At 50.7% G+C, this 22810-nt stretch carries 20 protein-coding genes and 1 pseudogene; 8 read left to right on the forward strand and 13 right to left on the reverse strand.

Annotated features, from left to right (window positions below; genetic code table 11):
- The first annotated feature begins 46 nt into the window (after positions 1-46).
- Positions 47-1231: an AGE family epimerase/isomerase gene (locus GJJ30_RS24590; protein WP_154177834.1), complete on the forward strand. Its 1185-nt coding sequence runs from the start codon at positions 47-49 to the stop codon at positions 1229-1231.
- 60 nt (positions 1232-1291) lie between these two features.
- Here the strand turns inward: GJJ30_RS24590 and GJJ30_RS24595 are convergent, their stop codons facing one another.
- Both GJJ30_RS24595 and GJJ30_RS24600 read right to left on the reverse strand, forming a co-directional pair.
- Positions 1292-2053: an MBL fold metallo-hydrolase gene (locus tag GJJ30_RS24595; protein ID WP_154177835.1), complete on the reverse strand. Its 762-nt coding sequence runs from the start codon at positions 2051-2053 to the stop codon at positions 1292-1294.
- Positions 2054-2113: 60 nt separating this feature from the next.
- Positions 2114-2491 (reverse strand): response regulator, encoded by a 378-nt coding sequence (locus GJJ30_RS24600; protein ID WP_154177836.1) that lies wholly within the window; start codon positions 2489-2491, stop codon positions 2114-2116.
- Between the two features lie 387 nt (positions 2492-2878).
- Here GJJ30_RS24600 and GJJ30_RS24605 point away from each other — a divergent pair, with 387 nt between their 5' ends.
- Positions 2879-3319: a WapI family immunity protein gene (locus tag GJJ30_RS24605; RefSeq protein WP_154177837.1), complete on the forward strand. Its 441-nt coding sequence runs from the start codon at positions 2879-2881 to the stop codon at positions 3317-3319.
- 8 nt (positions 3320-3327) lie between these two features.
- On the opposite strand, the gene GJJ30_RS24610 is transcribed toward GJJ30_RS24605, so the two are convergent.
- Genes GJJ30_RS24610 through GJJ30_RS24620 form a run of 3 tightly spaced genes read right to left on the reverse strand, consistent with a single transcriptional unit; the run spans position 3328 to position 7595 of the window.
- Positions 3328-3993 carry a Uma2 family endonuclease gene (locus tag GJJ30_RS24610; protein ID WP_154177838.1) on the reverse strand — a complete coding sequence of 222 codons (666 nt, stop codon included), beginning with the start codon at positions 3991-3993 and terminating at the stop codon, positions 3328-3330.
- A gap of 45 nt (positions 3994-4038) precedes the next feature.
- Positions 4039-6204, reverse strand: a complete 2166-nt coding sequence (gene scpA / locus GJJ30_RS24615) for a methylmalonyl-CoA mutase (RefSeq protein ID WP_154177839.1) — start codon at positions 6202-6204, stop codon at positions 4039-4041.
- 20 nt (positions 6205-6224) lie between these two features.
- On the reverse strand, positions 6225-7595 hold the full coding sequence (locus GJJ30_RS24620) for a methylmalonyl-CoA mutase family protein (protein WP_154177840.1): 1371 nt from the start codon (positions 7593-7595) through the stop codon (positions 6225-6227).
- 451 nt (positions 7596-8046) lie between these two features.
- Between GJJ30_RS24620 and dnaA the strand changes: the two genes are divergently transcribed.
- From dnaA to GJJ30_RS24635, 3 genes are all read left to right on the forward strand, one after another.
- Complete coding sequence (gene dnaA, locus GJJ30_RS24625) at positions 8047-9456, forward strand: chromosomal replication initiator protein DnaA (RefSeq protein WP_310588419.1); 1410 nt, start codon at positions 8047-8049, stop codon at positions 9454-9456.
- Positions 9457-9598: 142 nt separating this feature from the next.
- Positions 9599-10549, forward strand: a complete 951-nt coding sequence (locus tag GJJ30_RS24630) for a GNAT family N-acetyltransferase (protein WP_154177841.1) — start codon at positions 9599-9601, stop codon at positions 10547-10549.
- The gene (locus GJJ30_RS24635) at positions 10519-11586 is read left to right on the forward strand and encodes a GNAT family N-acetyltransferase (protein ID WP_154177842.1); all 1068 of its coding nucleotides are present in this window, start codon (positions 10519-10521) and stop codon (positions 11584-11586) included. The genes GJJ30_RS24630 and GJJ30_RS24635 overlap by 31 nt, the downstream gene beginning before the upstream one ends.
- Here the strand turns inward: GJJ30_RS24635 and GJJ30_RS24640 are convergent.
- The 3 genes from GJJ30_RS24640 to GJJ30_RS24650 form a co-directional block, all read right to left on the reverse strand.
- Positions 11536-12339: a DUF3108 domain-containing protein gene (locus GJJ30_RS24640; protein ID WP_154177843.1), complete on the reverse strand. Its 804-nt coding sequence runs from the start codon at positions 12337-12339 to the stop codon at positions 11536-11538. The genes GJJ30_RS24635 and GJJ30_RS24640 overlap by 51 nt on opposite strands.
- A gap of 108 nt (positions 12340-12447) precedes the next feature.
- Positions 12448-13491 (reverse strand): aminopeptidase, encoded by a 1044-nt coding sequence (locus tag GJJ30_RS24645; RefSeq protein ID WP_154177844.1) that lies wholly within the window; start codon positions 13489-13491, stop codon positions 12448-12450.
- A gap of 27 nt (positions 13492-13518) precedes the next feature.
- A complete protein-coding gene (locus tag GJJ30_RS24650) occupies positions 13519-14652 on the reverse strand; it encodes a lipid A deacylase (protein WP_154177845.1) in 1134 nt (377 codons plus the stop codon).
- Positions 14653-14791: 139 nt separating this feature from the next.
- Here GJJ30_RS24650 and recA point away from each other — a divergent pair, with 139 nt between their 5' ends.
- Positions 14792-15859: a recombinase RecA gene (gene recA, locus GJJ30_RS24655; RefSeq protein ID WP_154177846.1), complete on the forward strand. Its 1068-nt coding sequence runs from the start codon at positions 14792-14794 to the stop codon at positions 15857-15859.
- 140 nt (positions 15860-15999) lie between these two features.
- On the opposite strand, the gene GJJ30_RS24660 is transcribed toward recA, so the two are convergent.
- Positions 16000-16806, reverse strand: a complete 807-nt coding sequence (locus tag GJJ30_RS24660) for a PhzF family phenazine biosynthesis protein (protein WP_154177847.1) — start codon at positions 16804-16806, stop codon at positions 16000-16002.
- Between the two features lie 120 nt (positions 16807-16926).
- Here GJJ30_RS24660 and GJJ30_RS24665 point away from each other — a divergent pair, with 120 nt between their 5' ends.
- Positions 16927-18360 (forward strand): aminotransferase-like domain-containing protein, encoded by a 1434-nt coding sequence (locus GJJ30_RS24665; protein ID WP_154177848.1) that lies wholly within the window; start codon positions 16927-16929, stop codon positions 18358-18360.
- A gap of 53 nt (positions 18361-18413) precedes the next feature.
- Here the strand turns inward: GJJ30_RS24665 and GJJ30_RS24670 are convergent, their stop codons facing one another.
- Together GJJ30_RS24670 and GJJ30_RS32425 are read right to left on the reverse strand one after the other, a co-directional pair.
- Positions 18414-19700: a citrate synthase gene (locus GJJ30_RS24670; protein WP_154177849.1), complete on the reverse strand. Its 1287-nt coding sequence runs from the start codon at positions 19698-19700 to the stop codon at positions 18414-18416.
- A 225-nt stretch (positions 19701-19925) separates the two neighbouring features.
- Positions 19926-20131: pseudogene (locus GJJ30_RS32425) on the reverse strand (amidohydrolase family protein); the annotation flags it as partial.
- Positions 20132-20273: 142 nt separating this feature from the next.
- On the opposite strand from GJJ30_RS32425, the gene GJJ30_RS24675 reads away from it, so the two are divergent.
- Entirely contained in the window at positions 20274-21341 is a 1068-nt protein-coding gene (locus GJJ30_RS24675; RefSeq protein WP_154177850.1) for a DUF3500 domain-containing protein, read from the forward strand.
- A gap of 62 nt (positions 21342-21403) precedes the next feature.
- Here GJJ30_RS24675 and GJJ30_RS24680 read toward each other — a convergent pair whose 3' ends face one another.
- Entirely contained in the window at positions 21404-21826 is a 423-nt protein-coding gene (locus GJJ30_RS24680) for a hypothetical protein (protein ID WP_154177851.1), read from the reverse strand.
- A gap of 85 nt (positions 21827-21911) precedes the next feature.
- Entirely contained in the window at positions 21912-22805 is an 894-nt protein-coding gene (locus GJJ30_RS24685) for a LysR substrate-binding domain-containing protein (RefSeq protein ID WP_154177852.1), read from the reverse strand.
- Positions 22806-22810 lie beyond the last annotated feature (5 nt).

Here is a 22810-nt window from a genome sequence, read left to right on the forward strand (position 1 = left end):
ATTCAATATTCATTATTCGATATTTTCCTATACTTTCCTAACCCTTATGTTCGATTTGCGAACAACCCGGCAAGAACTCAACCAGGAGTTGAAAGATATTCTGGCCTATTGGCAAAAATACGGCCCTGACCCGATTGAGGGCTATTACGGGCAGGTGGATTACCAGAATGTGCCGAAAACCGATGCCGCCAAAGGCATTGTGCTCAACAGCCGCATTGTCTGGACGTTTGCGGCAGCTGCCCGGCACACGCAGCACGACGAATACCTTCCGTACGCCGAGCGGGCCTACAACTACATCGACAAGCATTTCCGGGATAAAGAGCACGGCGGGGTGTATTGGTCGGTCGATTCCAAAGGCGGGCCGCTGCAAACCTTCAAACAACAATACGGACAGGCGTTTGCCATCTACGGGTTGAGCGAATATTACCGCGCCAGCAAACACCAGCCCGCGCTCGATTTTGCCAAAGAAATTTACAGCTTGATGGTCAAACACGCCTACGATCCGAAAAGGGGCGGTTTTTACGAATGCCTGACTCGCGACTGGTCGGACATGGCGGACGATTACGTCATCAGCAAAAAGGACAATCAGGAGAGTAAAACGATGAATACGCATCTCCACATTCTGGAGGCATTTACCAATTTATACCGCGCCTGGCCGGATAAAGGTCTGCATCAGCAAATCCGGGGATTGATCGATGATTTTACGAAATACATCGTTGATCCGAAAACGTACCGGATGAATCTGTTCATGGACGACGACTGGAAAGTCCGGAAAACCGCCATTTCCTACGGGCACGACATTGAAGCGTCGTGGCTGCTGGTCGAATCCGCCGAAGCCCTGCACGACGAAGCGCTGGTGAAGAAAATCAAGGCGCTTTCGGTCAAAATGGCCCGCGCTGCCGCCACTGGTCTGGATGCCGATGGTGGAATGAACTACGAATACGACTCCAAAGAAAACCACCGGAACCGCGAACGCTCGTGGTGGGTAATGGCCGAAGCGATGGTCGGTTTCATGAACGCGTATCAGCTCACGAAGGAGCAACAGTTTCTGGATAAGTCTCTGAAAACCTGGGAGTTTATTAAGGCCTATTTGCTAGACAAGAAGAATGGCGAGTGGTATAGCGGAGTCGATGAAAACCGTAGAATTCTGGGCAATACCAAAATCAGCATGTGGAAATGCCCTTATCACAACGGGCGGGCGTGTATGGAGATGATTGACCGGTTAGGATAGAGCCTGGGGCAAAGGGCACGGGGCTAAGGGGGATTGGGCCTGGGGCAGAGCGTATGGGAGTTACATGGTGATTTTCAGGCCGTCGTAGCCCAGGCGGATGGAAGCGGGGAGCCGTTTTTCAACCTCCCGGTGCAAGCCAATCTTGTGGCTCATGTGCACGAAATACGTTTGCTCCGGCTGAATGCGTTCCACCAATGCGATGGCCTGATCGAGCGTGAAGTGGGAAATATGTGGTTCAATTTGCAGGGCATCCAGCACCAGAATCTGCGTGCCGTAGACCTTTTCCAACTCCTCGTCGGAAATGTAATTGAGGTCCGTCAGGTAGGTGAAATTGTGAATCCGGTAGCCGAAAACCGGTAGGCGGTGGTGCAATACGTCGATGGGAGTAAAGAGAACGCCCTCGATTTCAAAGGCTTCGTTACTGATTTCGTTGAGCTGGATGCGCGGAATTCCGGGGTATTTTTTCTCCGCAAAAATGTACGCATATTCGGTTTGTAGCTGACTCAGAACGCGTTTGTGGGCGTAGACGGGGACATCTTTCCCCTGCAGAAAATTGTAGGCCCGAACTTCGTCCAGACCGGCCGTGTGGTCTTTGTGTTCGTGCGTAAACAAAACCGCATCCAGCCGCTGAATGCCGGTGCGCAACATCTGCTGTCGAAAATCCGGGCCGGTATCGACAACAAAACTTCTTCCATCGATGTCGAGATGAACGGACGTCCGCAATCGCTTGTCCCGGAAGTCAATCGAGCGGCATACCTCACACGCGCAACCAATCAGCGGCACACCGGAGGATGTTCCAGTTCCGAGCAGCGTAGCAATCATAAGGAGGAAAGCAGAAAAGGGGGAGAAACGTTTGAAATGACATTTCTCCGTCCTTTTTCCTTATTTATCCGTCAGCTGATTCACAACCTCTACCAGTCGGTCGAAGTTCAGGGGTTTCACCAGAACGTCGTTGAAACCGGCGGTTTTGAACTCTTCTTCCGTATAATTTTTGGCGTTACCGGTGATGGCAACGACGGGCACATTGGCTTTTTCTTTATCGGCAAGCGCCCGGACCCGGCGTACGCATTCCATCCCATCCATAACCGGCATATTGATGTCCAGCAGAATGATGCTGAAATCTTCTTTTTCCAGAATTTGCAGGACCTGCTCCCCGTTTTTAACGGAAGTAATGTCGTAATTCTGAAATTCAAGAATTTTGCGGGCAAGGTTCTGGATAACGGAACTATCTTCGGCAATCAGTACTCGTTTGGTAGACATAAAGTCAATGGCTTGTGGTGAACTGTCTTTTCTCTGGAAGTTTGGACAGGTGAAATTAACGACTATTCCAATAAGACAAAAAAAATGTTCGTATACCGCCCCACTAAAATCCCTTTTACCGGACAATAAAGCGGTGACTTTGAATTATTTCTCCTTAAGGTAAATTTTTTAAGGGGAAATTAACATAAAATTTCCACCAGAGTCGTAAATTTACTATACCTTTAAAGTAGAATATAGGTTGTATTTGAATGGCTGATGGTGAAACGTGGAAAACCGGTTTATAAAAACTACTTTTCGATTTCCTTAGCTGCCCCGTGCTGAACTGCGCTGCGAGATTATCCTGCTTACTTCGGTCTGTTTTCGGCAGATCGGTTGATCCTCTAACCCATGAAACTGACTGGCCCCGAGTCTTCCTTTGAACTCGATATTCTGGATTACGAATACAGTGATTCAAAATATTTTATGGATCGTAACTGGCTGTTGATCAGCCTGAAAACGCGCTACCAAAATAAGGAGTACACCACTACGGCACCGCTGCTGTCGACCTGGGAGGTTGAACTGCTGATCAACTGGATGCGGTCGGTTGCGGCTCAGCGCGAATTATCGCCCCGGCTTTCCTTTGTGGAGCCCTGTCTCGGTTTCAGCAATTCGTCGGCCGGTCTGAGTGGGTATGCGTTTGGAATCAAACTTGATCAGGAAGCCGCTCCGGACTGGTACAATGATCAGTCAAAACCGTTCTGGTTGTCGGTTAGCCCGAACGATGAAGAGCTACATCGCGCCATTAAGGATTTGGAAGGACAGTTGGACCGGTTTCCGGTTCGGGATTAACCGCGTAATTAGCGGTTTAGTAAATCCTGTAGCGTACTCATATTCACGATTTTATCGAAAATAGCCTGAATAGGTATTCGGAAACCGGGTATTGTAACACTTTCAAGGGTGTCGTTGACGAATAAAACCGCTACGTCTTCAAACGCCATCACAGCTTCGTCCAATTTGTACTGCTCCAGCGACTGACGAACCGGATCAATCATCCAGTATTCCCGGACGCCGTGCGCGGCATAGTCCTCAAATTTAATGCCCCGATCGCGGCCGGTGGTAGTGGGCGAGAGAACCTCAACGATCAGATCCGGAGCAGGATGTTCCATCTGATTATCATGAAAAGATGAAGCGACGTCCTTATTCCAGAAGCAGATATCTGGTTCATAATCGTTTCTGGTCAGGGTAACCAAGGCTTTTTCGGTATTTACTTCACCTAAATTATTTTTATTTACGTATATCTTCAGAAGCAGCAGGAGGTTTTCACTGGCATTCAAATGTTGTCGTTTAACCGGCGAATGCATGACCACTACGCCATTAATGAATTCTGCTTTCACATCATCCCGCAGCCATTCCCGGAATTCTTTACGGCGCTGAGACTCATCGTTCAGAATCGCCTGCGCACGTTCAATAACCAGTTTGGCATCTGGCGCTTCCAGTAAATCGGCAACCCGGCTTGCAATCATATCCAGAATCTGTTTTTATAAAAATACGAAAAAACCGCTTACTATCTATTTCTGATTTAGTTCCGGCATCAATTCCTTCAGGATTTTTTGCGCGGCTACTGAAATAACCGTGCCCGGCCCGAAAACGCCTTTTACGCCCGCATCGTACAGGAATTGATAGTCCTGCGCGGGAATGACGCCCCCGGCAATAACCATAATATCGTCCCGGTCAATCTTTTTCAACTCCTCGATCAGTTGCGGAACCAGCGTTTTGTGCCCCGCTGCCAGGCTCGATACGCCCACGAGATGAACGTCATTTTCGGCGGCTTGTCGGGCTACCTCCTCCGGCGTCTGGAACAACGGTCCCAAATCGACATCGAAACCCAGATCGGCAAAGCTGGTCGCGATTACTTTAGCGCCCCGGTCGTGGCCGTCCTGGCCCATTTTGGCCACCAGAATCCGCGGGCGACGGCCTTCCCGTTCGGCAAAACGGTCGGTTAGCTGGCGGGCGAGCCGGAAATTTTCATCATCGGACACTTCGGCTGAGTAAACGCCTGACACGGCGCGGATGGTGGCTTTATGACGGCCAAATGCTTTTTCCATAGCGTACGAAATTTCGCCTAAGGTAGCCCGGTGGCGGGCGGCTTCGATGGCGAGGGCGAGGAGGTTAGTCGTGTGCGAAAAGGTTGGGGTCGGGGGCGACTGGGCGGTTTTGGTCAGGGCGTCCAGCGATGCTTCAACTTTTTCGTTATCCCGTTTTGCCTTGACTTCGTTGATCCGTCGGATTTGCCCTTCGCGAACCGCCTGATTATCAACTTCCAGCAGTTCAATCTCTTTTTCGGACTCCGGGCGGTATTTATTCACCCCAACAATGATATCTTTTCCGGAGTCGATCCGGGCTTGCTTGCGGGCGGCTGCTTCCTCGATGCGCAGTTTAGGCAAACCGGTTTCGATGGCCTTGGTCATGCCGCCCAGCGCTTCCACTTCCTGAATCAGTGTCCAGGCTTTCTGAATCAATTGATCAGTCAGAAATTCAACGTAATACGAACCGCCCCAGGGGTCAACAATCGACGTAACATCGGTTTCGTACTGCAGATAAAGCTGGGTGTTCCGGGCAATCCGGGCCGAAAAATCGGTAGGCAGCGCAATCGCTTCGTCGAGCGAATTGGTGTGCAGCGACTGCGTATGCCCCAAAACGGCGGCCAGAGCTTCCACGCAGGTTCGGGCCACATTATTGAACGGGTCCTGCTCGGTCAGGCTGTAACCGCTGGTCTGGCAATGGGTTCGCAGCGCCAGCGATTTCGGATTTTTGGGATCGAACGATTTGACCAGCGTGGCCCAGAGAACCCGGGCAGCCCGCATCTTGGCGATTTCCATGAAATGGTTCATGCCGATTCCCCAGAAAAACGATAACCGGGGCGCAAAATCGTCGATGTTCATCCCGGCCTGCAAACCGGTTCGAATGTATTCCAGCCCGTCAGCCAGCGTGTAGGCCAGTTCAATATGGGCGGGCGCACCCGCTTCGTGCATGTGGTAGCCGCTGATGCTGATGGAGTTGAACTTCGGCATGGTGCGGCTCGTGTAGGCAAAAATATCGCCAACCAGCCGCATCGACGGTTCGGGCGGGTAGATGTAGGTGTTCCGCACCATGAACTCCTTCAGAATGTCGTTCTGAATAGTGCCCGACAACTGTTCCGGCCGAATGCCCTGTTCTTCGGCGGCCACGATATAAAACGCCAGAATGGGTAAAACCGCCCCGTTCATGGTCATCGACACCGACATCTGATCGAGCGGAATCTGGTCGAACAGAATCTTCATATCCTCGACGGTATCGATGGCAACCCCGGCTTTTCCGACATCGCCCACCACCCGTGGGTGATCGGAGTCGTAGCCCCGGTGGGTGGCCAGATCGAACGCAACGGAAAGCCCTTTTTGCCCGGCGGCCAGGTTCCGGCGATAAAAAGCATTGGAATCTTCAGCCGTCGAAAAACCGGCATACTGGCGAATTGTCCACGGCTGCGTCACGTACATGCTGCTGTACGGCCCACGCAGAAACGGCGGAATCCCGGCCACGGAGCCGAGGTGCTGGGCCTGGACAAGGTCGGCGGCTTCGTACTGCGGTTTGATTTTAATGCCTTCGGACGTGACAAACGGGCGTGAATTAGCGGTAACTGGCGGCTGATTGTTGTCCGTTGCAGGTTGGTGAAGCGGGGTGTTGAAGGATGGGCGCATACCGGATTTGGTTCTGTATGTTATTCAAAACGTTCGGCTAATCGTCGGTCGGGGAGGAAAACCTGTAAGGTCTCAGAAGACCTTACAGATTTAGGATCCAATCCTTCATGATGTCTGAACTTCGTCACTCCGACCAAAACCCGGCCATTTTTTACGGCATCAACCCTGGCCTGATACGCGCGCTCAATCTCTTCCTGGATGAAACCGGTCTCAAACGCTTTTAGCAAACCGCCCATTTTTTCCACTTTCAGAAACAAATTCCAGGCCGATTCGGCCAACTGATGCGTCAATGTTTCGAGGTAATACGAACCCGCCGATGGGTCGAGCGTTTTGTCCAGGTGCGCTTCTTCCTTGAGCAAAATCGAAATGTTGCGGGCAATCCGGTTGGAAAACGCGTCGGATTCGCCAAATACCGCATCATAGGGATGAATGCTCAGAGCGTCACACCCACCGATGACGGCTGCCATGGCTTCCGTGGTGGCACGGAGCAGGTTGTTGTAGGGCGTAGCCGTGGAATCATAAAAAGTGGACGTTTGGGCGTGAATGAATACCGAATACCGAATATCGACTATCGAATATTGAAGTAATAGCCGCTGCCAGAGGATGCGGAGCGCGCGAATTTTGGCGATTTCGGTAAAATAACTCGTTCCGATGGAAACAGAAAAGGCAGTTTTGGGAACGACTTGGTCAATCGATAAACCGGTTTCCGTCAGTTGGTCATACAGATCAACAACCGAGTTAAGCGTAAAAGCAAGTTCCTGCGTGGCCGTGGCTCCGGCGTTGTGAAAAACCGTACTGTCGACGGTGAGTGTGCGAAACTGGGGTGAATCCAGGGTCAGGCGCGTTGCTTCCGCGAGTTGCGTTAAGGCGCTGTCTGGGTTGGTACCCGAGCGCAGAAAACCGCTTATCGGATCATCGAAAAAACCGCCCTTCAATTGATACGGCAAAGCCATTTTTAACGCATTCGCCAGCGTAGCCGATTCCCCGTCAGTCCGGAACCAAACCGGTGTATCGCTCAGTTTCAGGCCATTTAATAACCGGGGCCAATCTATTTTTTCAACCTCAAAACCGCTCAGATCAACCACCAGGCTCTCAATTCCTTTCGTGAGCAGATCGCGCAGGACGTTGTTGGTTTCGATTTCGGCCGTGAAGCTGACCACCGGCACATTGAGCCAGGCCAGCGTCCGACCCGCCGTTTGTGCCAGGCGGTTTTCGGCAAGTGGCAACTTGTCCACATCTTCGGCGGTATAAAACGGCGCTGTTTCGAGCCCTTCCGGTGTTGTTCGATTCAGTGATTCAATGGATTTTCCCTTCAAATCGGTTGTAACCTGCTGAATCCATTCGGCCTTGGTGACCGGCGGAAATCCTGTGCGTATGTCGAGTTCGGCCATTTTTAATGATGGTTTGGATGGCTGAAAATGGTTGGATGATTAAAAATGGTTTGAATGGTTAAGAATGGCTGAATGGTTGAAAATGGTTAGATGGTTTGTCCAATCATCCAAACCATTTTAATCATTCAAACCATTTTCAGCCATTCTTAGCCATTCAAACCATCCAGCCATCTAAACCATTTTTTCAAAGTTAGGTCTTTTCGGAGTAAAGCTATAGTAGAATACACGGCAGTCCACCGTTGGGTTGTATTATTTTTATAAACTGTTTTATTGTATTGATAGATAAAAAATAGGGCTGTATTTTTATCCTTTCGGAGTTTGGCAAACCACCTTGTCTGCTCTGATTTTTTTCCTACTTTTGTCTCCCTTTTTTCACCCACCGGGCTAATTGTCGTAGGGCAATTTAGCTTTATGTTGGCAAAATGTAACTGTGAACCTATCCGTACCCGGCATACAGCGTGAGGCAGTGACGGTCTGGAACCGCTGCTTGCAGGTGATTCAGGAGAACATTCCCGACCAGAGTTTTCGGACCTGGTTCGAGCCGATTGTTCCCCTGCGCCTGAATGGCAGCGAACTGACTATCCAGGTACCCAGCCAGTTCTTTTATGAATGGCTGGAGGAAAACTACGTGCATTTGCTGCGGAAAGCGCTCGATTTTGCCATCGGTCATCACGGTCAATTACAATATTCCATCATTGTCGATAAAGGCGACGAAGGCAGCAAACCGCTGACGGTCAACGTGCCGACCACCAAATCGCCCCAAATGGCTAAACCTGACAATGTTGACGCGGATATTCTGAAGAGTCCCTTTGAAATGAAGGACCTCGATTCGCTCCAACTTGATTCGTACCTGAATCCAACCTATACATTTGATAATTTCATCGAAGGCGATTGCAACCGGCTGGGCCGCTCGGCGGGTTTTGCCATTGCCCAGAATCCCGGAACAACCGCTTTTAATCCCCTGATGATTTACGGCGGAGTCGGTTTGGGCAAAACGCACCTCGTGCAGGCTGTCGGCAATTACATCAAGAATAACAATCAGGACAAATTTGTCCTCTACGTCTCGTCCGAAAAGTTTACGACCCAGTTTATCAACGCCATCCGGACGGATTCACTGCGGGATTTTATGGGTTTTTACATGCAGGTCGATGTGTTGATCATCGACGACGTGCAGTTCTGGGCGGGAAAAGAAAAAACGCAGGAGACGTTTTTCCATATTTTCAATCATCTGCACGGCGCGAAGAAACAGATTATCATGACCTCCGACCGCGCCCCCCGCGATTTGCAGGGCATGCAGGATCGGCTTCAGTCGCGCTTCAAACAGGGATTAACCGCCGATCTGACCCAGCCGGATCTGGAAACGCGGACGGCAATCATCCAGAAAAAACTGCTGGCCGAAGGCATTTATATCGAAAATAACGTCATTGAATACCTGGCGCACAGCATCAATACAAACGTGCGGGAACTGGAGGGCGTCATTGTGTCGCTGATGGCACAGGCATCGCTCAACCGCCGGGAAATTGACCTGGATCTGGCTCGCAACACCCTGCGGAATATCATCATCGACTCGGAAAAAGAAGTAACCATCGATACCGTACAGGACGTCGTGGCGGCTCATTTTAGCGTCACGGTGGCCGATCTAAAGAGCAAAAGCCGGAAGAAGGAAGCGGTTTTTCCGCGCCAGATTGCTATGTTCCTGGCTAAAGACCAGACTGAACTGTCGTTGAAATCGATCGGTTACCACTTCGGTGGTCGCGACCACAGTACGGTGATCCACGCTATTCAGACAATCAGCGACCTGACCAACACCAATCCGCAAATCCGCGAAATCATCGAAAAGCTGAAAAGCTCGTTGAAATAGAGGTTGACGGTTTATAGTTTACGGTTGGCTGACGCATTCGGTGTTCGCTATTCAAAATTCGTTCGGGGTCGCTCGTGTGATTCGCTATTTGGAGATGCACCAGCCAACCGTAAACCCAAAACCGTAAACTATAAACCTCCCCTTGGTTCGCCATCTCTCCCGAAATCAAATCGATGATCAGGCTTACGATTGCTGCGTGGCGCTTGCTCCGCAAAGGCTGATTTACGCGTTTTCGTGGTACCTGGATGTCGTATCGCCGGGCTGGGAAGTGCTGGTCGAAGGTGATTACGAACGGGTTATGCCACTGCCGGTTCGAAGGCGATACGGTGTTAAATCGGTCATACAGCCCCTTTTTTGCCATCAGTTAGGTTTGTTTGGTAAAGCATCTGAAGACGATTCAACCCGGTTTTTTCAGGCCCTTCGTCAGCATTTCCGCTACATCCCCTCGTACCAGATTCGTCCGGCCAACACGCCTGTACTGAACGCCGGTTTGGTGCAATTGGTGCCGCTAACCAATCACGTCCTGAATTTGCAGCGGCCGTATGATGCGTTGCTGGCCGGTTATTCGAAGGATCGGAAAATCAATCTGAAACGGGGTTTGCGGCAAGCCTGGGCTATTGAGGAAACTGAGGAGGTCGAACCGCTCATCGATTTGTTTCGGAAACACAACACCGCAGGTATTGGCCGGGTCGCGCCCGCTGCTTACAATCAGCTCCGGCGGCTGGTGGCGGTTTTACAGCCCCGGCAACAGGTTCGGATCCGGGTGGCAAAACGGAATGGCCGGGTCGAAGCCGGATGTGTGCTGCTGACGGACGTGAACCGGGTCATTCATCTGTTTTGTTCGGCCAGTCCGGAAGGCCGAAAAGGCAACGCGCGAACCGTTATTCTCGATCAATTTATTCGGGAATACGCCGAAAAACCGCTCTGGTTCGATTTTGAAAGCCCTGAAGTGGAAAGCCTGGCCGCTTTTAACCGCAGTTTTGGAGCCGAATCCGAACACTACTTCCGGCTGGCGAGCAATCAGTTGCCGGAACCGGTACGGTTGCTGCACGGGATGAAGAAATGGCTCCACCAAACTCTTCTTCATCGATGACCATTCGGTATTTTGACCGCGCGAAAATCGACCCGGTTCGGTGGGACGACTGCGTATGCGCATCGGCGCAACGATTGATCTACGCTTTTTCGTGGTATCTCGACGCTTTGACCACGGGTACTGGCGCGCCGAACTGGGGCGGAATTGTGGCCGAAGATCATGGGAAATACCAGGCGGTCATGCCGGTTGTTTACAAGAAAAAATTCGGTATTTGCTACGTTATCCAGCCGGATTACTGCCAGCAACTGGGCATTTTCAGTCGGGTCGATGTTGAGCTACCGAGCTTGTCGGCAGCGTTTTTTCATCAGTTAGCCCGGCGGTTCAAGTGGGTGGTTTCCTACCGGTTTAACGAGAAAAACGAAACGGAGCTGGAGTTTCCGACCGGTTTTTCCGTGACTAAACGATTAAATCACGTACTGGAATTGAATAAACCGTACGAAGAACTCTTCCGAAACTTTGCCACGGACCGGAAAATAAACCTCAACCGGGCGCGCCATGCCGACTGGCTGGTGGAAGAAAAACCGGATATTCGGCCCCTGATTCAATTGCACCGGCAACACAACGAAGCAAAAGTCGTGGGCGGCATGAAGTTGGATTTAACGATTTATGAGCGGTTTGCCAGGGCCGTCGATGCGTTGCAAAACCGGGGACTGGCGCGCATCTGGCTGGCTCGAAAACTCGATGGCGAAACTGCGGAAGCGGGCGGCCTGTTCGTGCTGGATCGCGATCGAATCATTTACCTGTTCAATGGCGCGTCTGTATCCGGGCGGAAGCAACAGGCCCGGCTTTGGATGATCAACCGGCTGATTGAAGAATTTGCCGGACAGCCAATGGTGTTCGATTTTGAAAGTCCGGCGGTGGGAGCGGAGTCGGTAAAGGCGTATTACCGGAGTTTCGGGGCAGAAAACCGCCCCTATACCGAGATTTCCTACAATAATCTGCCGTGGCTGATAACCTCCGTCCGGCGGTTCGGGCGTATAGTTACCTTACTGCTTAAAAAAACGCAGGTCGTTTCGCAGGCCGGAGTGGTTTTTTAGGTCCATTTCCATGGAGCCAACCCATAATTCCACTTCAATCTTCACCGGAATTTTATTGGCATCGTCCGACACCCAGATCCGGATGGCGTCCTCCCCTTTGAAGAGTTTGTTGTCCGGCAAAACCGGGTTGAGCTTGATGGCGTTGATGTGACCGAATTTGGTTTTTACAACTTCCCGGCCCCGATACCGCACTTTCATGTTGTAAACCTGATCATCAAAAAAAGCCGGGACTTCGATGGTCTGGTTCGTATTGACCCGGTTAAAATCGATGGTTCGCAGGTAGTAATAGCCGCTGATCACGTCGTGAACGTTGTCGGGAACCTTAAAAATGTCCTTTTCGGTTTTTTCCTCCGCCTGAACGGTATTATTAAAATGGTTGAACGTAACGTTTTCCTCCTTGCGGTGGTTGCCTTCTTCAATGTGCGCAAAGAATTTCTGGGGCAAAATAGCCGTCGTGTCGATATACGACCGCCAGGTGTTGCGAATGCGGGTAACGAGGTCGAAAGCACCAACCGTCCGACCGTAAATATTCACCCGGTAACAAGGCCGTTCGTTGACCTTATACAGCGTTGGCGCCACGTCGACGGTGGCTTCCGCTGCGTTAAAAATACCGTAGTGGACTTTATATTCCAGGTGTTCACCGGCCCCAAAACTGGTATTGGGCACCCGGCGATACGCATTGTCCGGTTTTAACGCCACTTGCGACAATGCCGCCGTGGTTATGATGGATAGGATAAGGATTACTTTTTTCATGATCGCTTGACCCATGGCCCCGCAAATTTCAGGATTAGAGATAGTTATTTACAAATAGAAACGCATGAACTGCCATAAAAGCTTATTCAAACGTCACAGAAAATAAAATTACAAGGATGGATAGGTTTTTTTCAGATACGTCAGATACTGGTTAAAATTACTGTTAAACTTTTCCTCAAACTCGCGCCGAAAACTGTTTTGCTGTTGGCGGTAGGTTTTATAGGCTACGAAATACGCATTATTAGGTAAATTCTGCTGGTTAAACCGGCGCTTTTTAGCAACCGGCGGGTCCGTTACCGCTCTGGTTTCCAGCGTATCAACGGTTTCAACAATTCGGTCGATCAATTGCCACTTGCTTTGCTCTTTGACCCGTTGGGGCGTTTGAGGGTTGTAAGTTGCGTATAAACTATCCAATTTCTGCGTCCCGCGCAAAATGTGTTCATCGTATTTTTCACCGTACTGCTTCGAATCCAGATACTCAACGGCAGCCGGTGATTTAGCACCGTATTTCTGGGTCAAAAATTTCAACGCCCCATATTCCCCGACAAAGTCGGCAAGGTTCTCGTTGTATTCCAGGTTATCTTTTACAAACAGCGTGCCGTGGGTCAGTTCGTGAATGATCAGTTCGGCCAACTGGCCTTCCGACCGCTTCAACATCGACGACAGGATCGGATCGCGGAAAAATCCTAACGTTGACCAGGCTGACACTTCATTTAAACGCGTATCGTACCCCAGTTGTTTCAGCGCATCGAGTTCCTGACTGGCGCGGTCGCGTTCAAAAAAGCCTTTGTAAGCAAACGTTCCAATAACCGGAAATTCCCATTCTTTGGCATTAAGCCGGTATTTTTCCGACGCAACGACCACCCACAGAATCGGCTGGCCATGTTGGTCGTAAAAGGTAGTGTAATTTTTCGACGGATTAATTCCCAGAGAATCAACGGCATAACGTTTGATTTCCTGAATAAGTTCAATTTTTCGCTTCAACGAATCCGGGAAGGACGCATCGGCCAGCACTTCCTCGACCGGGCGGGTGTTCCACAAAATCCGGAATTGTCCACGAGCCTGCATCCAGCCATACCCGATCAGCTCGTGATACCAGATTCCCAGCACGATACATACGCCTAAAAGCGCCAGCAGGATTTTTCGAACCATAGACAAAAGTAGCGACTCTACCGGTTTTTATCGCCGGAAATTGATATAAACGCCCTCCGAATGCTCAAATTTTCCATTATTCATATCGTAATGCGGCTCAAACCGGGCTGTCACCGAAAAACCGTCGGTTATCGGAATATTTTTCAGGAATCGCAGGATCAGGAGTTGACGGTTGGCTTCCTGATAAACGCTGTTAAACCGGCGGGTATAGCTCTGGTACAAATCCCCGCCGTATTCCGCCCGGTAATTGTTGCCGTTCCAATAACTAACTAATACCGTTACCGGCCTGAGATTGAGGGTCAGGTTGGGATAAAAACCGCCCCCCGTATATTTCTTCTGCGCATTTTCGGAATAGCCGACCACGTAGGTATCCAGCCGGGCCGATCGGAAAAAAGAGTTTGCCGGGTTTTGCCAAGTCAGACTCAGGCTACCGGCCGCATTCAGCGCCGTTCGGACAGGGAGCGGGCTGACGATATTCTGCCCTCCGGCGTGAAAAACCGTCAGTTGCAGCGGAATCGACAAGTGCCAGCCCGTCTCAGTCTTCCGGTTCCCGATTCGTTGTTCAAATGAAACGCCACCCCAGAACTGCTCCTGGCGGGTGTAACCGGGCAGCGTATTTTTCGGATAGCTAACCCAGAAGTCGAAGAAGGTTTGATCGGTTTGATGGTTGATTTGCAAGCCGTTCTCAATGCGTTGCTGCAGCAGCCGTTCGAAGTTATAGAGCGGCTCGACCAGCCGGTGGTGGATGGAGCCTTCCAGCGTCCCGAAAAGGTAATTCCAGTTTTTATGCCGAATTTTTACGGTGAACGTCGGCGCAATTTGTGTTATGCGTTCCTGTCCAAAATCGCTCTTGAAATAGACGCCCGCTTCCAGCACCACGTGGGGAGCTGGCTGGTAAGCCAGCCGGGGATTGAGCTGGTAACCGAAAAGCGTATACCCGTCGGCAATCGGTCCGAAGAACTCGTTATTTTTAGCAAATCCCAGACAGGCAAAGCGAAAACTTAGTTTCTGGTTACTGTCCAGCCGGAAGCGCTGCTCGAAGTTGCGATTATCAATTTGTGCGCACGATATATGCGTTATAAAATATAGATATAATATAAATAATATAGTTAAATTCCTGTAAAAGCCGTATTTTTCTGGATTCTGTTTTATATATGTCATTAAAGAAGCGTAGAGTCAGCGGAAACTACGTTTTATGTATTATTAATTATTTTACATACCTTCTTGCAAATCTGCCCGCAAAATGCTAATTTTATAAGGTTAAACATACTAAAAATCATTTATTGCGTAAACACATCATATGGCACAAGCAACCGCTAGTACGGCTACTGACAACAAACTGAAAGCCTTACAAACCACCATCGAAAAGTTGGATAAAGCCTATGGTAAAGGCACTGTCATGCGGCTGAGCGAGAGTAAAGTCGTTGATATTCCGGTTATTTCGACGGGTTCGCTGGGGTTGGACCTGGCGTTGGGTATCGGTGGTGTACCGCGTGGCCGGATCGTTGAAATCTACGGGCCGGAGTCGTCGGGGAAAACCACGCTGACGATGCACTGCATCGCTGAAGCGCAGAAATCCGGTGGTTTGGCCGCGTTTATCGACGCCGAACATGCGTTCGACCGTTCGTATGCTGAAAAATTAGGAATCGACACCAAAAACTTATTAATATCTCAACCCGACAACGGAGAGCAGGCACTCGAAATTGCGGAACACCTGATCAGCTCCGGCGCCATCGACATCATCGTGATTGACTCCGTAGCGGCTCTGGTTCCGAAAGCCGAACTGGAAGGCGACATGGGAGAAAGCAAAATGGGTTTGCAGGCTCGTTTGATGTCGCAGGCCCTGCGGAAACTGACGGGGGTGATCAACAAAACCGGTTGCTGCTGTATCTTTATCAATCAGTTGCGCGAAAAAATCGGTGTCATGTTCGGGAATCCCGAAACGACAACGGGTGGTAATGCCTTGAAGTTCTATTCGTCCGTTCGTCTGGACATTCGCCGGATTGGCCAGATTAAAGATGGCGACGATATTATCGGAAACCGCACAAAAGTGAAAGTGGTGAAGAACAAACTGGCCGCTCCGTTCAAGGTCATCGAGTTCGATATCATGTACGGTCAGGGTATCTCCAAAGTGGGTGAAGTGCTTGATCTGGCGGTCGAACTGGAAATCGTGAAGAAATCCGGTTCCTGGTTCTCCTACGAAGGAAACCGGCTCTCGCAGGGTCGTGATGCCGTTAAAACTCTCCTGGCTGACAATCCGGAACTGATGGCCGAACTGGAAGCCAAAATCCGGGCGATGGTCAATGCCAACGAGGATGCGCTGGTCGATCCGGTCGGGGCTGCTGATTTGGAAGATTCACTTGATTAAATTCGATCAAGAGGACAGGCTTCCGGAGCATTGAATTAACAACATTTTTTAAATTGTTTGACAGATGAAGAGGTGGTTGGCGTTTGCTGACCACCTCTTTTTTGTATCTGGTGTTTACTGTCGGGCAAGATGCGTAACAACTAGTTAAGCGGTATTCGGAACGTGCCTTCAATCAGCGTGACAGTTTGCCCCGTCAGGCGAACCCGATTGCCCTCCAGCCGGACTTTCAGCACACCACCCCGTTCCGAAGCCTGATAAGCGAGAAACTCGGTTTTCCCCAACTTTTCGGCCCAGTACGTTGCCAGGCAGCAGTGCGCGGACCCCGTTACCGGATCTTCGTCGATACCCGCCCGCGTCGTAAAAAACCGGGAGACGAAATCGTAGGGTGAATCGGCCGTCGCCCGGCTGGTTACAATGACGTGATCATAAGGCGATAAGGCCTTGAAATCGGGTTTGAGATTACGAACCTGCTCTTCCGTAGCCAGTTCGATCAGGTAGCGGTCTTCCATAAAAAGCGCCGGAACTGGTTCGATGCCCAGGGCCTGGCAAAGCCCATCGGGTAATGTGACCGATTTGCCAAAGCGGGCTGGAAAGTCCAGTTCAATCCAGTTTTCAGATCCCGGATGCGCGACTAATTCCCCACTTAGCGTTTGAAATCGAATCGGGGATTTCCGCGATGCGCGACCGGTTTCCCACAAGACACTCGCACTGGCCAGCGTAGCATGACCGCAAAGCGCGACTTCGACGGTGGGCGTAAACCAGCGTAGTCGATAGCCGTTATCGGCAGGCCAGAGAAAAGCGGTTTCGGATAGATTTACTTCAGCGGCTATGGCTTGTAACTGGTCATCGGTCAACTGCTGGTCTTCAAAAAGGCAGATGCCAGCCGGATTTCCGGCGAAAGCGCGGTCGGTAAAAGCGTCGACCTGAAAAAATGGAATCTTTGTCATGATTTCGGATGGTGGCTTGCTCGATTAGTAAAAAGGTTGTTATTGTTCTGCAAAAATCGGGGACAAAATCTTGAGAAAACAGATTCAGTTTTCTATATTTCGAGCATAACAGATTGGGAAATGACAAAAAAAACAACGCCGGTTTCGCCCGATTTTTTATACCAGCAGATTGCGGATCGGTTTGAGCACCTGATCACGAGTGGTGTGTTGAAAACCGGTGATAAACTGCCATCCGTGCGGGCCCTGAGCGACGAACAGGGAATTAGCCTGAGCACGGCCTTCCGAACGTACTGCGAACTGGAAGCTAAAGGAATGATTGAAGCCCGGACCAAGTCGGGCTATTACGTCAGTTACCGAAAACGCCATCTGGCACCTGCGCCCGTTGAGTCAAAACCGGATGCCGATCCGGCCCGAATCAGTGTTGACGACATGATCGCGCAGGTTTACCAGCATCGCAGCGACGAAGGAATCACTCAACTGGCCCTTGCCACGCCCGCCCTCGAATTATTGCCGCAGAGTAAACTGAACAAAGCACTGGTTGAAGCACTGCGAACGCATCCGGCCAGTTGCCTGAATTACGAAGAGGTGCAGGGCAACCGCCTGTTGCGCAAACAGATTGCCCGGTACGCGGTTTCCGGCGGCATTACTGTAACGGAAAATGAAGTGGTAACCACCCACGGCTGTGTCGATGCCCTGACGATTTGCCTGCGGGCCGTAACGGTGCCGGGCGATACGGTGGCTATCGACAGTCCGACGTACTTCGGGATTTTCTCGGTGTTGCAGGGGCTGGGCTTGAAGGCATTGCAAATTCCGACGCATCCGGTTTCCGGCCTGGATCTGGATTATCTGGAAAATTCGCTGAATAACGTCCGAATTGCCGCCTGCCTCTTTGTGCCGACCTTCAACAACCCAACCGGCAGTTGTATGTCCGACGATCGTAAACAACAGTTGGTCAATCTGCTGGCCAATCACGAGGTTCCGTTAATTGAAGACGATATTTACGGCGAACTTTATTTTGGCAAACAACGTCCCCGAACCTGCAAGAGTTATGACCAGAGCGGGCTGGTAATGCTTTGTACGTCAGTGTCGAAGACGCTGGCGCCCGGCTACCGGGTGGGCTGGTGTTTGCCGGGGCGGTTTTTACCCAACGTCCTCAATCAGAAACGGATGACGGCGGTTTCGTCTACCACCGTGACGCAACTGGCGGTCGGCCTGTTTTTTGAAAACGGCCGGTTTGACCTGCACATGCGGAATCTGCGGAAGGCGCTGCATACGCAATGTCTCCAGTATAGTCAGGCAATTTCGGCGTATTTTCCGGCGGATAGCAAGATGACCAATCCGCAGGGCGGGTATGTGTTGTGGCTGGAAATGAACCAGTCGGTCAATGCCTACGACTTGTTCCAAACCGCTTTGCGACACAAAATCAGCATCGCTCCCGGCCCGATTTTCAGCACGGACGGGCGGTTTTCCAACTACTTCCGAATGAGTTTCGGCCGACCGTTCGATGGACAAATTGAGGAAGGTTTGAAGAAATTGGGAAGTTTGATCCAATAAAAACGCCCCAATCCGAGCGGATTGGGGCGTTTAACTAAAGTCCGTGGATACGATTAACGATCGCCGATGGCTTTGAACTCGCGGAGCGTGGCACCGGTGTAAATCTGACGCGGACGACCAATTGGTTCTTTCTGCTCGCGCATTTCTTTCCACTGGGCAATCCAGCCCGGCAGACGGCCAATGGCGAACATTACCGTGAACATGTTGGTCGGGATGCCGAGGGCGCGGTAAATAATTCCGGAATAGAAATCGACGTTCGGGTATAGTTTGCGCGAGACGAAATATTCGTCGTGCAGCGCGGCTTCTTCCAGTCCTTTGGCAATTTCCAGAACCGGGTCGTTGACGCCAAGTTTGCTCAGCACATCGTCGGCAGCTTTTTTGATGATTCGCGCGCGCGGATCGAAGTTTTTGTAAACCCGGTGGCCGAAACCAAACAGGCGAAAACCGGTCGTTTTGGCATTTTTTGCCATGTCGACGTACTTGGCAACATCGCCCCCGTTGGCCTTAATTTCTTCCAGCATCTCGATCACCTCCTGGTTGGCACCACCGTGCAGCGGTCCCCAGAGCGCGTTGATACCGGCCGAAATCGACGAATAAATATTGGCCCGCGACGAACCCACCAGCCGCACCGTCGAGGTCGAGCAGTTTTGTTCGTGGTCGGCGTGCAGGATCAGCAGTTTGTTCAGGGCGCTCGAAACCACCGGATCGACCTGATAGTCTTCCACCGGCAGCGCAAACATCATTTGCAGGAAGTTGGAACAGTAATCGAGCTGGTTTTTCGGGTAATTGACCGGATGCCCCTGCGATTTTTTGTACGACCAGGTAGCAATCGTCGGCAGTTTGGCCAGCAACCGGATGATGTGCATCTGGGTCTGATCCGGGGCTTTTTCGTCGTACGAATCCGGGTAGAAGGCACTCAGGGCACTCACCAGCGACGACAGCACGCCCATCGGGTGCGCGTTGTTGGGAAAGCCCTCAAAAATCTTCCGCATGTCTTCATTCACCATCGTATGCCGCCGGATGCTGTCCTCAAACTCGGCGTATTGCTGCTGGGTTGGCAATTCACCATAAATCAGCAGGTAAGCCACTTCCAGAAAACTGGCTTTGTCGGCTAGATCTTCAATGGAATAACCCCGATACCGCAGAATGCCTTCTTCACCATCTAAAAAAGTAATCGCGCTCTGGGTTGCCCCGGTATTTTTGTATCCTTTATCTAACGTAACATAACCCGTCTGGTCGCGGAGATTGGAAATGTCAATGGCTTTTTCTTGTTCGCTACCAACAACGGTTGGAAACTGGTAGGTTTTACCATCGACAGATAGTTCGGCAGTGTTTGACATACGTATTTGGGGTAGAGTAAATCGGTTATGGTAACAGAATCATTCAGGTTGGCGTATCCTCATAAAGATGCCCCGCCCAACGCCTGGACAACGCTGGACGAATAACTCACCGGGCGAAATTAGCCAAAAAGCGGTAACGACAAGTGATTACTTTGGTAAAAACGCAAGGATTATCCAAAATCTACTTATTTAACCCAAATTGAAGCGCATTAGTTGCGGCTACATTTTCATTCCGTACTCCACCTTCATTTCCAGTTCGCGGGCATTATCGCCCTGGGGAAATACGCCCACAACGCTACCAAAGCAAATTCTGACGCCCGCATCCAGCGCCTGTGTGAATGTTATTTTTTTGTTACGAATGCGATCCGGTTCGGGTCCGGCACCTTTTTCCAGCTCCGGTATTGACGGATGGCATCGCCCGCAGTTGGCGTGGACACAGCCTGGGACGCTGAAGCTCTGCGAATCAGGATAAAAAGTAAGAACCAGAGGCAGCGGTTTGGAGCTGAAAATTGGATTAGTATGTCACTGGAAGATAAGCTAAATTTAAGTCCAAACCCATCTCTATTGCCCGCTATGAAAAAAAAGTTTATTCTTCTGTTGCTCTGCGGTTTTCTGGCGCAGGGCGGATTCGCGCAGTCAACCCGGACGCTGGTGGATGCCGTTACCAACTTTCTTAACACGCTCAGCGCCGGGGAGTTACAGAAGACGCAATACGCGTTTACGGACAGCCTGCGGCATAAATGGACCAACCTGCCGGTCGGGATGGTGCCCCGGCCCGGTATTCAGTACGGAAGTTTGTCGGACAAAAGCCGTCTGGCGTTTCACCGGGTGTTGTCGGCCATGCTGAGTTCGCAGGGCTACCTGAAAACGACCAGCATCATGCAACTGGACGATATTCTGAATACACTCTATCAGCAAGCGTTCGACAAGGGCGAGATCGACCAGAAAACGCTGACGATGACGCAGAACCTGAAGTGGGCGCACGGTAATTATTACATTTCGGTTTGGGGAAAACCGCAGGCCAGCGACCCCTGGGGCCTGAATTTCGGCGGTCACCACATGGCGCTGAGTCTGACGGCCGACGGCCAGCACGTTTCGATGTCGCCTTATTTTGTCGGTACCGATCCGTCGGAAGTGAAATCAGGCAAATACGCCGGTTTTCGGGTATTGAGCAAAGAAGAAGATTTCGGTTTTATGCTCATTAATGCCCTGACCGACAAGCAGAAAGCGGTTGCGGTATTAAAGCAGGCAGTGCCGAAAGACATCATCACCAGCCCACAGGCCAATCAGCGGATTACGAGTTATTACGGAATTGCGGCCAAACAGTTCGACGAAAGTCAGAAAGCCCTGCTGACGTTGCTGATTCAGGAATATACCCACAATTTTGAGCATCAGAAAGCGCATCAGCTTTTCGACAAGATTATGAAATCGGGCATCGACAAGATTTATTTCGCCTGGGTGGGAAGTCTCGAAAACAACAAACCGCATTATTACATCGTCAACGGCCCCGATTTCCTGATCGAATACGACAATGTCGGTTTTCAAAACGACGGCAACCACATCCACGCGATTCTGCGGGAAAAGGGTAGTGATTTTGGGGAAGATATTTTGAAGCTACACTACGCCCAAAGCCACAAATAGTTGAATAGGAAACCTGTAAGGTTTTAAAAACCTTACAGGTTTAGATTATGACAACGCACGAACTACCGGCGTTTTTTTGGCTTTTTCGTCATCAGCACATCGAGGACGGTTTTTCCGAAAATGAGGGCCAGAATGACCGGCAGCAAAACCGCCCCGGTTTTAAAACCCGAACCCATGAACTGGTTTGCCCCGGTGGAGAACCGGACGTAGGTTTGAAAAACCGCATATAAACAGAGCACAAAGAGAACAACCGCCAGTAAAACCGCCAGCGAACCACTTAACGCCCGGCGAATGATCAGACTGATTCCCACTGCTACCAAAACCGTCACCGCAACGGTCGCCATCGCTTTGGGCAGGGTTTCGAGGTAATCGTGGTCGTACCAGAAAATGCTGATTTGTCCAATCAGATTCGGGTGGGCGAGCAGCCAGGCATCGACAACGGTCAGAACGAGCAGGAGGAGGTAATAAAACAGGTTGTTACGCATTTGAAATCAAGGAAAATTGAAAAGCAATCTTGGGGAATTTTTCAGGATAACGGTCGTAGACCATCATTTTGTGTGCGCCGGTGGCTCAGGGATGGTAATATCGCCGGGCAAAAGTCATAAAACCGGCGGCCAAACCCTCCGGTAATCCCTGCAAATGGACAAAACTAAACGTGCGGGGAAGGCGGAAATCCCGGATGGAAACGACCTTGAGCTGGCCGCTTCGAACCTCTTTTTCGATGGCCCGTGACGACAGAATAGAAATGCAATTGGCGTGTTCCAGAAATGATTTGATGCTTTCGGAGCTGCCCAAGTGCATGATAACCATTAAATTAGACGGTTTGATGCCCCGCGCCTGAAGGGCGGTTTCCAGCACTTCGAGCGTTCCCGAGCCGCGTTCGCGCAGCACCATCGGAATGGCACTCAGCTCTTCCAGCGTAATTTCTTTCAGGCGACTGTAGCGACTGTTGGAATGAACCACAGCCACCAGTTCGTCTTCCAGAAAATCATGGTATTTCAAACCGGCGTGGTGTTTTTTGCCTTCCACAATGCCGAGGTCAATTTCTTTGGCCGAAACCGCATTTTCGATCATTTCCGTGTTGCCGGTCAGCAAACTGAGCTGGATGGTCGAATACCGTTCGTAATACGACGCCAGAAGTGGAGAAATCAGGTATTGAGCGATCGTCGTACTGGCTCCCAGCCGCAAACTGCCTTTTTGATCATTTTTGAAGGAATTTAATTCAAACTGTGCTTCCTGATACAGATCAAAAATCTGGCCTGCGTAGCGAAACAACACCTCGCCGGGGGGCGTTAAAACGATGGTATTTCCCTTCCGGTCGAAGAGCCGCAAACCGAGCATATCTTCCAGAGCCTTAATGTGTTTGGTCACGGCGGGCTGCGTAATAAACAACTCCGCCGATGCCTTCGTAAAGCTGTGATGACGGGCAACGCTGTAGAATACTCTCAACCGAAAATCCTCCATTTGAA

This window comes from Larkinella terrae (assembly GCF_009668025.1).
In the GTDB taxonomy this organism is placed as follows: domain Bacteria; phylum Bacteroidota; class Bacteroidia; order Cytophagales; family Spirosomataceae; genus Larkinella; species Larkinella terrae.